At 37.5% G+C, this 12,088-nt stretch carries 13 protein-coding genes and 2 pseudogenes; all 15 read right to left on the reverse strand.

Annotated features, from left to right (window positions below):
* Positions 1-9 precede the first annotated feature (9 nt).
* A pseudogene (locus tag CN326_RS13330) lies at positions 10-129 on the reverse strand (DUF4256 domain-containing protein); the annotation flags it as partial.
* Between the two features lie 435 nt (positions 130-564).
* A complete protein-coding gene (locus tag CN326_RS13335) occupies positions 565-1,971 on the reverse strand; it encodes a DJ-1/PfpI family protein (RefSeq protein ID WP_098309499.1) in 1,407 nt (468 codons plus the stop codon).
* 40 nt (positions 1,972-2,011) lie between these two features.
* A pseudogene (locus CN326_RS25565) lies at positions 2,012-2,207 on the reverse strand (ATP-binding cassette domain-containing protein); the annotation flags it as partial.
* 509 nt (positions 2,208-2,716) lie between these two features.
* Positions 2,717-3,688: an NAD(P)-dependent oxidoreductase gene (locus CN326_RS13345; protein ID WP_098309500.1), complete on the reverse strand. Its 972-nt coding sequence runs from the start codon at positions 3,686-3,688 to the stop codon at positions 2,717-2,719.
* Between the two features lie 421 nt (positions 3,689-4,109).
* Positions 4,110-4,268 (reverse strand): DUF4025 domain-containing protein, encoded by a 159-nt coding sequence (locus CN326_RS13350; protein ID WP_098309501.1) that lies wholly within the window; start codon positions 4,266-4,268, stop codon positions 4,110-4,112.
* 141 nt (positions 4,269-4,409) lie between these two features.
* The gene (locus CN326_RS13355; protein ID WP_098309502.1) at positions 4,410-5,432 is read right to left on the reverse strand and encodes a histidinol phosphate phosphatase domain-containing protein; all 1,023 of its coding nucleotides are present in this window, start codon (positions 5,430-5,432) and stop codon (positions 4,410-4,412) included.
* Positions 5,433-5,444: 12 nt separating this feature from the next.
* A complete protein-coding gene (locus tag CN326_RS13360; RefSeq protein ID WP_098309503.1) occupies positions 5,445-5,768 on the reverse strand; it encodes a phosphoribosyl-ATP diphosphatase in 324 nt (107 codons plus the stop codon).
* Between the two features lie 12 nt (positions 5,769-5,780).
* Complete coding sequence (gene hisI, locus CN326_RS13365; protein ID WP_098309504.1) at positions 5,781-6,086, reverse strand: phosphoribosyl-AMP cyclohydrolase; 306 nt, start codon at positions 6,084-6,086, stop codon at positions 5,781-5,783.
* Positions 6,083-6,841, reverse strand: coding sequence for an imidazole glycerol phosphate synthase subunit HisF (gene hisF / locus CN326_RS13370; RefSeq protein WP_098309505.1), 759 nt, complete (start codon positions 6,839-6,841; stop codon positions 6,083-6,085). The genes hisI and hisF overlap by 4 nt, the downstream gene beginning before the upstream one ends.
* Entirely contained in the window at positions 6,835-7,554 is a 720-nt protein-coding gene (gene hisA, locus CN326_RS13375) for a 1-(5-phosphoribosyl)-5-[(5-phosphoribosylamino)methylideneamino]imidazole-4-carboxamide isomerase (protein ID WP_098309506.1), read from the reverse strand. Before hisA ends, hisF begins: the two co-directional genes overlap by 7 nt.
* The gene (hisH, locus tag CN326_RS13380; RefSeq protein ID WP_098309507.1) at positions 7,527-8,156 is read right to left on the reverse strand and encodes an imidazole glycerol phosphate synthase subunit HisH; all 630 of its coding nucleotides are present in this window, start codon (positions 8,154-8,156) and stop codon (positions 7,527-7,529) included. Before hisH ends, hisA begins: the two co-directional genes overlap by 28 nt.
* 1 nt (position 8,157) lies before the next feature.
* The gene (gene hisB, locus CN326_RS13385; protein WP_098309508.1) at positions 8,158-8,742 is read right to left on the reverse strand and encodes an imidazoleglycerol-phosphate dehydratase HisB; all 585 of its coding nucleotides are present in this window, start codon (positions 8,740-8,742) and stop codon (positions 8,158-8,160) included.
* The gene (gene hisD / locus CN326_RS13390; RefSeq protein WP_098309509.1) at positions 8,742-10,034 is read right to left on the reverse strand and encodes a histidinol dehydrogenase; all 1,293 of its coding nucleotides are present in this window, start codon (positions 10,032-10,034) and stop codon (positions 8,742-8,744) included. The genes hisB and hisD overlap by 1 nt, the downstream gene beginning before the upstream one ends.
* A 12-nt stretch (positions 10,035-10,046) precedes the next feature.
* Positions 10,047-10,682, reverse strand: coding sequence for an ATP phosphoribosyltransferase (gene hisG, locus CN326_RS13395; RefSeq protein WP_098309510.1), 636 nt, complete (start codon positions 10,680-10,682; stop codon positions 10,047-10,049).
* Entirely contained in the window at positions 10,658-11,920 is a 1,263-nt protein-coding gene (hisZ, locus tag CN326_RS13400; protein ID WP_098309511.1) for an ATP phosphoribosyltransferase regulatory subunit, read from the reverse strand. Before hisZ ends, hisG begins: the two co-directional genes overlap by 25 nt.
* Positions 11,921-12,088: the final 168 nt, after the last annotated feature.

A 12,088-nucleotide genomic window follows, 5' to 3' on the forward strand; every position in this document is an offset into this window, starting at 1 on the left:
ATAAAAATTATCAAGACCTTTATGGCGGTTCATGTTTTTCTCAAAACGGACTTTCAATACTCTGAGTAATTCTTCACTTTGTTCTTGTGACAACTCCTTTTTATCACTGATTTTATTTCTCTTTGTCATGTTAGTTCCCCCCTTATTGTTTTTACTCATAATGGTTTAAGTATAACTATCTATTTGTTTTATATTGAACTACCCCCACCTACCGCTTCGCGCTTGAGGTGGGGGTCTTCTCGCCAGATATGATAAATTATATGATTAAATAAATCCAACCCTCCACAATATGGCCCTTTAGTTCAATAAGAATTTGTATTGATACTCCTGCCTTTCATCTTGATCACAAACAAATTGAATTTGCCAATGCCAGTAAATCTGAAATTGATATTGGTTTGTATGCTACCCCATATGAACTCCTCTACTCTCCAATTAATTTTAGGAGTGTGTGCTGCAGGATTTCGATCTAAATGAAATATAGCTTGCCATGATTTGCATGTGCCGATTAGTTTCCACCATACGTTCGGTGCAAATGGGAATGATCGACAGCAGCTGGATAAATATCTAGCGCTTAGGAAATTCCATTGAGGTATTAATTACTTTGGGAGTTCTCTTCTTCATAATGAATCGTCTGTCTATATAGAAGGCTACCAAAAGAGCCAGTAAACCGGTTAAAATCATATCGCTGTATGTTCCAAGTGGAAGGGGTTTGCCTTCAAGATGGATACCATTTGCACGATATTCAAATCGTTTTACAGCATGCTTGGCAGTTAAAAGGTCTTCTTGTTTAGCTAAGTCTTCCAATGGCGCTTCGAATACATATCTGTTTGGGGAATCACTATGAATAAAGAGGGTCTCTTTAGCATTACCCTTTTCACCCCAAAGTCTTACATCTACTGCCGCTAGTGATTTTGCGTCGCCACCTGGTATGATCATTTTGTCTAATTTTGGAGCATTAGATATTTGATGCCTAGCCAGTATATTAAGATGATGTTTCGTAGTAATTGGTGCATCCGAACTAGAAACGGTCAAGACTTGTGTCGTTCCTGTGTCTCCATAAGAATCAAATATAGAAGATAAAGCTATTTCATCCATATCTTTATACAGAAGTACCCCCATTTGTTTCTTATTCCAATGGAATCCAAGATTTAGCCAATATGTTAAAATTTTTATATCCCAGTGAAAAGGATGGTCCACTTTTGGATTTTGAACGAATTGGTAAGAAGGGTAACTAATTTCCTTAGATATTTTTGCAGCCACGGGTTCTCCTAGTTTCTGAGAGATTAGGTGAAGTACTGCATCGATACCTGCGCTTTGACCGGCTGAAGTTAAGGTATTTCCTTCGTGAACATACCTCACATCCTCTTTCCACTGTGTATCAGGATATTGCTTCATTAATATGGGTAGGAATTGCCAGTGTGAGGTGGCTGATTTCCCTTTTAATAAACCTGCATCGGCAAGATTCCGTGACCCACCACAAATGCTGAAAAAAGTGGTGGTTTTACTGCTGGAATGTTGTTGAATCCATTCGCGAGTTGGTTGATATTTCTGTTCATTTACTCCGGGCATATAAGGGACCACAATAATATCTGGACTTTTATTTAATAGGTTATCCAGTTCTTTATAAGAGTAATGTGGTATTACATCCAGTCCGCCTGATAAGGATTTCACGCTTTTGTCCGGTGCAACGGCGTATACATTGTAGGCATCCGTCATAGAAAACAGTGTGTATGGAATGAGAAAATCGAAATCTTCAGTTGGTATTGATGAATCGGCCATCACAACTGCCACAGTAGGTTTATGGGGGTCATACTGAGGGACTTTCACTCCTTGTAGCGAAGGAACTGGCTCATGGCGAACGTTATAGTAAAAATCTTTTTGATGACGATCAAAGCCATAGAACCAAATCCCCCCCACAAACATAATAAAAATTAATACATAAACAGCTAAACGTAAGAATAACTTCTTCATTTTTTTCCTCCCCGTAATTTTATACACACTACCATCCGCCATCAATCAAAATCTTGCCAGACTTCGGCAAATCAAGCCCTCCTAGTAGTTGCAGCAAGGTGCTCTATCCCGCCCCCGCTCGGACCCATGATCACAACGAATTCGCCTTTCCAGATGTGAATGTTGTTATTCTTTAACGCAACTTAATCTCCCGATTCCAATGAATAGACTTTTGATACATTCTGAACAAAAATCATTTATTCTACCTCTAAAATGTGCTACTTGTTATCTACCCTCACATTGTACTGAATTTGAATTGGTAAAAACCGCACACTTTGCGGAGTATCACGCAAAATTTCATGATACCCCTGTAAGGTATATGTTCCATCTTGGTTTCATATTACTTTTTTCCCAAGGATTTCATAATTGTGCTAGAGCTTGATTTTTATATCAGACTTCAGACTTAACTAGTTTCAGGCCACAAAAAATGACAGAGACTGAAATAGTCTCTGCCAAATATATTTCTTTAAAAACCGATATCAAGTTAAAAGAGATAGACCGTAACTTGAACAATAAATAATTACTTCGCTTTTCGTGTCAAATATCACTTAAAGGGAGAGAATTTTCTCCTCTCTCCTCAACTAAACTGCCCGTTAGTTTGAGTGAAACCTTCACAATCTCTACTCTATATTTCAACATAAGTATCCAATTTTATTCTCTCTACACACGAGCTCTCCATCAGTGGGGATGAAGAAAATCCCCACCTTTATTTCATTATAAGTTCTTTTTTATACACTGGAGTTAATGGCTCATTTCCTTCTAGTACTGCTAAAATATTACGCACTACCATTTCTGCCATTGCATCACGTGTCTCAATCGTTGCATTTCCAATATGAGGTGTTAACACAACGTTTGTTAATCCTTTTAATTTTTCTGTAATTTTCGGTTCAAACTCGAACACATCAAGTGCTGCTCCTTCAATTTCCTTTGTTTCTAAAGCATGAGCAAGCGCGGATTCATTCATAATGGGACCACGTGCCGCATTAATAATATAAGCAGTTTGTTTCATCATTCTAAACTGTTCTTCATCAATCATATGATGCAACTTTGGATTATACGCACAGTTGATCGTAATAAAATCTGCTGTTTGTAATAGTTCCTCTAGCGTTACATATGTTGCCTCTAATTCTTGCTCTGCCTCATACTTACGACTTGGCCCTGTATACACGATATTCATACCAAATGCTTTTGCTCGTTTTGCTACTGCTTTTCCAATTTCTCCAAGACCAATAATACCAATTGTTTTACCGTATACTTCACGCCCTAAGAAAAAGAGCGGTGCCCAGCCATTAAAACCAACTGTACGACATAGCGTATCGCCTTCTGGAATACGGCGCGCTGCCGCTAATAAGATAGCAAACGTTAGCTCTGCTGTTACCTCTGTTGAAACTTTTGGCGTGTTTGTTACCGCTATGTCTTTTTCCACTGCATATTTATAATCAATATTGTCATATCCAGCACCGTAGTTTGCAATAATTTTCAAATGTGGTGCAGCATTGATAACTTCTTCCGTAACTTTTGTTGAAAGTAAGCTTAATAATGCATCCTTATCTTGTACACGTTTCACTAGTTCTTCTGTGCTAATTAACCCTTCCTTATCATACATTTCTACTTCATGACCTCGTAACAACCGTAGTCCGATTTCTGGAATTTGTCCTGCTACTAAAATTTTTGCCATAATTAAGCATCCTTTCCTTTTAACATAGAATGAACTCCTATTAGTGAAAGCTTTTATCATCTTCGGCTTCTCTGAATCTTGAAGTAAGAGGTCTTGCTGCCCACTAATAGTAAGATAAACACTTTCAATATTATTGTAAGAAATTCTATCGAAAAAAGACAAGGAATTTAATTGTTCTTGTAATCTTTCTTTACAAAATCATGAGAAAGAGGCTGAACACATTCAGCCTCTTTTTCACTATAGTTTAATTCCGCACTAATAGGCAGTAAAAGCTCGATTGGTGTGACTAACTATAAACGAGCCTTTATCCTCCACTTATGAAAGTTTCACTTTATCCCGCATTAACGGGCAGTAAAAGCTCGATTGATGAGAGCTTTCCATCAGTGGGGGGCTTCATCCCCCCACTGATGGAAGTTTCACTTTATTTCTCTCTTCCTTGCTCTAGCTTTACATCAATCGTTCCTTCAGCTAATGTATCACTAACTTGTTCGTGTGTAATTGATTGCTCTGATTGGTCTTTTTTTGCAACATTGCTCTGATTCGTTAACTTCCCAGTATCTTCATATTGTTGTTTCGCCATAAAAAAAGCCTCCTTTTTTGTTCAACGTTAGTGTAAACAAAAAAGGAAGTTTTCATCCCCCATTAACTGGAAGTAAGCCCGATTGGTGAGAGCTTTCCATTGGTAGGGAATAAAGCCTCCCCTACTAATGGAAGTTTCACTTTATCTCAAAACATTTTCTTCTACATATTCGATCGGTTTCATGTTCCGGATTCGTTTTTCAAATGTTGCAATGTGCGTCACACCATGATTACGAAGTGTCTCTATATTTTCTTTTACGTAGCTACCTAAATCATTCGGGAAATGCGCATCTGAAGAAATTGTAATTGGAACACCATAATGCACTAAGCGTTGTAAAAACAAAGGGCTCGGACACATTTCTCTTACAGGATATCGATAATACAAGCCAGCATTCACTTCCGTAGCCGTATTTGTTTCAATTAAAGCCTTAGCAATTTTCTCATAATACGGTAATTGCAGATTTTCATCTATGCGATAGTTAAACACTTTAATATTATCTAAATGTGCAACAATATCAAATAAACCAGAACGTATCGCTTTTTCTAAAGTACGGAAAAATTCAGGATATAATACATGTAAATCATGCTGTCTAAAATAAGCGTCCGTGTCTGGATTATCAAATCCCCATCCATTAATAAAATGTACAGAACCAATGACATAATCCCAATTTCCTAACGTTAATAACTTCGCTAGTTCCTCTTCCCCGCCAATAAAATAATCTGCTTCTATTCCAAGCCGTAATATCACGCCTCGTTTGCTCCATCTTTCTTTCGCATCTTCAATTGCTTTAGTAAAATTTACAATTGACTCTACTCTCACCTGATCCAGCCATTCTTTTTGCAGATGTCCAAGTTCTGTATCACTAATATCGACATAGCGCTCATAGTATTCCTTTGCTTCGTAAAAACGATATAAGTGGTCAACTATTCCAACTTCCCGTATTCCTTTACGCACTGCTTCCTCTAAATATAAATCAATCCAATCCGATGAAAACGCGCCTTCCTTTACACGCTTTTGCAAACGTTCCCCAGCTTTTAAGATCCATTCCATTGAATGTTTCTCTTCCTCAATCGGTGCAAAATACTCAAGCGCTTCATTTGTGCGAGATAACCACCGCATTGAATACGGACCTTCTTCTAAATGAAGGTGATAATCTACTCTCATCTTTCTCCCCTCCTATAATGTATCAATTTCTTTTCGTTCGCCCACTCTCGATAATTGTCCTTGACGTTTATTTAATTCTTCTACTATCTCTTGTAATGATATATTTTTTTCTACTAGTAACACTAAGCAATGATACGTAAAATCAACAACTTCTTTTATAAGCTCGTCTTTCTCATTATTTTTCGCTGCAATTACAACTTCAGTACATTCTTCTCCTAATTTCTTTAATATTTTGTCTTCTCCTTTTGTAAATAAGTAATTCGTATACGACTCAGAGATAGGATTCTCTTTTCGCTGTTGAATTGTTTCATATAACTGTCGCAACACATCGCTCATTTCCTTATCCCCCTATAACACCTTATTATGAAAACATGACTTTTCTCCTGTATGGCAAGCTACACCTACTTGCTGGACAACTACCATAATAGAGTCTTGATCGCAATCTAAATATAGTGACTTCACGTGTTGAACATGTCCTGATGTTTCTCCCTTATTCCACAAACCTCTTCGTGAACGAGAATAAAACCAGGTCGTTTTTGTGTCTAATGTTTTTTCATACGCTTCTTCATTCATATAAGCTAGCATTAAAACATCTTTTGTACCCTCTTCTATCACAACAGCTGGCAATAGCCCTTTTGAAAAATCCGGCTTCACAATCTCACCTCAATTTGCGCTTCTTGTAACTTTTGTTTCGTTTCTTGAATGGTTGCGGTGCCGTAATGAAAAATAGAAGCCGCTAACGCCGCATTTGCTGATGTTCGCTGAAAAACTTCTGCAATATGTTCAATTGACCCACATCCACCCGAAGCAATTACTGGGATACCAACTGCTTTTGAAACTGTTTCTGTTAAAAGTAAATCATAGCCATCTTTTGTCCCATCTGCATCCATGCTCGTTAAAAGTAATTCCCCAGCACCTAAACTTTCCACGCGTTTTGCCCATTCGATTACATCTATTCCTGTATCAATGCGGCCTCCATTTACATATACATTCCACTTATTTTCTCCGACCTTTCTTGCATCGATTGCAACGACTATACATTGAGAACCGAATTGCTCCGCTCCTTCTTGTATTAACTCTGGTCTTTGCACTGCCGCTGAATTTAATGAAACTTTATCTGCACCAGCTCGAAGTAATGCATACATATCTTGGACAGACGAGATTCCACCTCCAACTGTTAGGGGAATAAATACTTGAGATGCTGTACGTTCTACGACATCAATCATTGTTTTTCGTTCTTCGTACGTTGCCGTAATATCTAAAAACACAAGTTCATCGGCACCTGCCTCATTGTATGCAGCGGCAATTGCAACAGGATCGCCAACATCTTGTAACCCGACAAAATTTACGCCTTTTACAACACGACCATTTTTCACATCTAAACACGGAATAATTCGTTTTGTTAACATATGCCTGTCACCTGCAATGCTTCTTCTAAAATAACTTTTTTATCATATAATGCTTTCCCAATAATAACGCCGTATAAGTTCATATCTTGTAATTTCTCAACATCAGCAAGCGAGCTCACACCGCCGGAAGCAACAATTTGAAGCGAAACCTCATCTTGTAATTTTTGTAATTGTTCAAAATTTGGACCTGTAAGCGTTCCATCTCTAGAAATGTCAGTAAAAATAAGCGTCTGCACACCCACTTTCTCCATTTCCTTTGCCAGTTGTACATAAGACGTTTCAGACACATCTAGCCATCCTCTCGTTGCTACATAACCATTTTTAGCATCAATTCCAACAATAATTTTATCTCCATATAAACGAACTGCCTCTTCAACAAATGAACGATCATATAATGCTGCTGTCCCAAGAATTACTTTCATTACTCCAGCTGCTAAAAGTGTTTCAATTGCAGCAATTGAACGAATCCCGCCTCCCACTTGCACTGGAATTCGCACTGCCTTACAAATGTCTTCAATGACAGAAAGGTTTTCTGAACGTCCTGCAACAGCTCCATCTAAATCGACAATGTGCAGTACACGTGCACCAAGTTGTTCGAATAACAATGCCTGTGCAACTGGGTTTTCATTCATTACTGTTTCTTGTTGAAATTGCCCTTGATACAAACGAACGCAACGACCATTTTTTAAATCGATAGCTGGGAAGATTTCCATGTTTCTATAACCTCCTTAAAATTTCGTAATATTTGAATTCCTATTTCACCACTTTTTTCAGGATGGAACTGAGCCCCAAATACATTTCCTCTTGAAACAATTCCTGGTACGAAAACACCATACTCACTAGCGCCTACTACAACATCATTTGGACATTGCGCATAATAAGAATGAACATAATAGACGAAAGCACCATCCTCTATTTCATTCCATAAAGGATGCTCCTTTTTCTTTTGTAACTTATTCCATCCCATATGAGGAATTTTATATGGTACGTCTAATTTTCTTACCGTTCCTGGAAGCAATCCTAACCCTTTCGTTCTTTCAATCTCTTCACCTTCTTCAAATAAAAGCTGCATCCCCAAACAAATTCCAAACAGTGGTTTTCCTGCAATAGCAACTTGCTTCAAAACAGAAATTAGCCCTTTCTCTTCTAAACAACGCATCGCGCTTGGAAACGCACCAACTCCCGGCAAAATAACGCCGTCGCTATTCAGAAATACTTCTGCTTCATCCGTTACAATATACTCTGCTCCAATATGTCTTAACGCTTGCTCTACACTTCGAATGTTGCCCATTCCATAATCTACAATCGCAATCATATTACAACATTCCTTTCGTGGAATTTACTCCTATAATTTTTTCATTTGTCTCGACGGCATCACGCAGTGCACGTCCAAATGCTTTAAAAAGCGCTTCAATTTTGTGATGCGTGTTACTTCCATATAAAACTCGTGCATGTAAAGTTATATTTGCTGCATGAGCCACCGCACGAAAAAATTCTTCAGCTAGTTCCGTGTCAAAATCACCAAGTTTTGGATTTGTAAATTCACCATCAAACACGAGATAGGACCTTCCACTTATATCAACTGTAACAAATCCTAACGCTTCATCCATCGGTACATAAGCTGTGCCGTAACGATTAATTCCTGCTTTATCACCAAGTGCTTCTTTTAAACAGTTCCCAAGAACAATTCCAACATCTTCTACCGTATGATGAGCATCAATATGCACATCGCCATCAGCTTCAATTTGCAACCCGAAGCGGCCGTGCTTTGCAAATAATGTCAACATATGATCAAAAAAACCAACCCCCGTTTGAATTGAAACTTCTTGATTACCATCTAGTTGCAGTGCTACAGAAATCTTTGTTTCGGTTGTAATTCTCGTTTGTTTTGCAGCGCGCATTACTTTTCCCCTCCTTTAAAACGAATCTCAATTGCTCTTGCATGAGCTTGTAATCCTTCTTTTTCTGCTAGATTGACAATATGCTGTTGCACTTGTCCTAAAGCTTCTTTTGTATAAAATAAAAAGCTCGATTTTTTCATAAAATCATCAACAGACAATGGAGAAAAAAACCTTGCTGTTCCACTCGTTGGTAACACGTGATTCGGACCCGCCATATAATCACCCAGTGGTTCCGGCGCATACGGACCTAAAAAGATAGAACCTGCATGTTGAATATTCGAAAGAGCTGTCATCGGTTCTTTTATGTGCAATTCTAAATGCTCCGGCGCAATTTCATTTGAGAGCTGAAACGCTTGTTCTAATGAATCTACAACAAGAATCGCTCCGTTTCTGTTAATGGATTCACGAGCTATTTCACTTCTCGGAAGGCTCATCAATTGTTTTTCTATTTCTCTATTCACTTCCTGCGCTAATTCTAAACAAGTTGTGATACAAATAGCTGTTGCACGTATATCGTGCTCTGCTTGTGATAATAAATCGGCAGCAATATACGCTGCATTCCCCGTTTCATCAGAAATAACAACAATCTCAGACGGGCCAGCAATCATATCGATATGAACTGAACCAAATACTTCTCGCTTCGCTAATGCAACATATATATTTCCTGGTCCTACAATCTTATCAACACGCGGAATCGATTCTGTTCCATATGCTAGCGCAGCAATTGCTTGTGCTCCCCCTACTGTATATACCTCATCAACTCCAGCAACTTTTGCTGCTGCTAAAATATGTGGATCTACTCCTTCACAATTCGGCGGTGTTACCATGACAATCTTGTTGACGCCCGCAATTTTTGCTGGTAAGACATTCATGAGAACTGATGATGGATATGCTGCCGTTCCTCCTGGTACATATACACCAACAGTTTGCAATGGACGAACTAGCTGTCCGCGAATAATCCCCTCTTTCTCTGTATCAATAAAACCTTGTCTCTTTTGCTTTTCGTGATAGGAAATGATATTATCCTTTGCTTTTTCCAATGCTGCTAAAAATGCCGGTTCAACACTTTTATATGCTAATTCCAGTTCTTCTTCCGAAACTTGAAATTGATTCAACTCTACTTTGTCAAAAGCCTTCGTATACGAAAATAGCGCTTCATCTTTCTGTTCTTTTACACTTTCAACAATTTTCCTCACATCTTGTTGAATCGTTTCTTCTATTGTGTTTGCCTGTTCTCTTAGCTGTTTTACCTTCCATAAAATATTAGAATAATCCTCATATACAATTTCCATATTTACCCTCCTTCATTCCTTTTCTATTAAGACAGTTTCCACTTTATTTATAATATTGAATATTTCGTCTTTTTTCATTTTTAAAGATGCTTTGTTTACAATTAAACGTGCTGAAATGTCGCAAATTTCTTCAAATACTACTAATCCGTTTTCTTTTAATGTTTGTCCCGTTTCTACAATATCAACGATTGCATCTGTTAACCCTAACAAAGGAGCAATCTCAACAGAACCTTCTATTTTAATAATTTCTACATCTTCTCCCTTCTTGCGAAAATATGCAGAAGTAATATTCGGATACTTTGTTGCAATCCTCTTTTTGTTATAACCGTTTGGACTATACGACGAAACGGAAGCAACGCAAAATTTACAACGTCCTACCCCTAAATCAATCATTTCATATACATCGTTTTCATATTCAAGCAAAATATCTTTGCCGACAACACCAATATCAGCTATACCATGTTCTACATACGTTACAACATCAACTGCTTTTACAAGAATGAATGAAATTTGAGAATTATTACTTTGGAATACAAGCTTCCTTCCTTTATCTTTTAGTTCTGAACAATCAATACCGATTCGTTCAAATAACGGAATTACATGTCGTTCCAATCTCCCTTTCGTTAACGCAATTTGAATGTTACGCATGAGGATTCTCCTTTTTTCTGCATGATCCATTTCCCTTTCCAAACATATTCGACTAAAGCATCTCCCGATACATCAATCACAGTTTTCACATCGCGTGCTCTTGCAAATTGAAATGTATCTTGTAAATTTCCCAACATTGACAGTTCTATCTTTATACCATCTTTGCCAAGTAAAATACGTAATTTTTCTGCTTCGGAAATCATATCTAACGAATAATATATGAGAGCATCTATTTGTTTTGGGTATGAATTTTCGTTCCGTTCTTGTAAAGTACGTACAATTTGATTTACTTGTATTGCTAATCCTACTGCAGGGAAAGATTCACCAAAATTTCCAATCAATTCATCATATCTTCCACCGCTAACAATCTCTTCTCCAACATCGGATATATATCCGCGAAAGATTACACCAGTATAATAATTAAGATGTTGGATCATCCCCAAATCAATAGATATATATTGACCATAACCAAGGCGATTGATGTTTTCATATATGTTTTTTATCCTCGCAATTGCTCTTTTCATTTCCTTACTCACAGCAAGTTTTTCAGCTTCTTCAACTACTTCTAATCCACCAAATAAACGAGGTAATTTTTGTAATAATCGTACTGTTTCATCTTGCATATCTAACTGCTTTTCTTGTAAAAAACGGGACAAAGCGGCAAAATTTTTACTCTCAATATATTCTCGCAATGCGTATTCATCTTCTTCTCGCAAAGACAATTTCTTCACAATGGATTTATAGAGTTCCACTTGGCCAATTTCAATTTTAAATGATTGAATGCCAGCTGATTGCAAAGCTGCAATCGCGCTTACAATACACTCAATTTCAGCGCGTATATTATCAATACCAATAATTTCGATTCCAGTTTGTGTAATTTCATTATATTTCCCTGTTAAAGATTCATTTGCTCTGAAAACATTTCCACTATATGTTAATTTCAAAGGAGTTTTCATCTTTTTTGTTCCAATTACACGTGCTAGCGGAATTGTCATATCCGGTCTAAGAACAAGGATGCGTCCCTCAGAATCAAAAAACTTATACATTTTCTCCTCGTCAATAGGACGGTTTTGAAATGCAAACACATCATAAAATTCAATCATAGGTGTCCGTATTTCTTCGTATCCTCTCTCGATAAATGTACGTCTTAATCTTTGTTCAATCTCTTCCATTAATGTACATTCTTGAAACAAAAAATCCTTTGTTCCATTTGGATTGGCTCTTTTCCATTTTTTCATCGTTACACCTCTACTTTCTTGGCACATGTCTACAAAAAATCTACAAAGATAACATATTTAATATGCGTCTCTTATTTGTCCATTATGAATTTCTTGAACTACTCCTACTCACCACTCAGCTATCCCTTGTAACACACTAGAAGTGGGAATTTTCTGACGGAATTTTGA

The sequence above is a fragment of the Bacillus sp. AFS018417 genome (assembly GCF_002560985.1).
GTDB classification, from domain to species: domain Bacteria; phylum Bacillota; class Bacilli; order Bacillales; family Bacillaceae_G; genus Bacillus_A; species Bacillus_A rhizoplanae.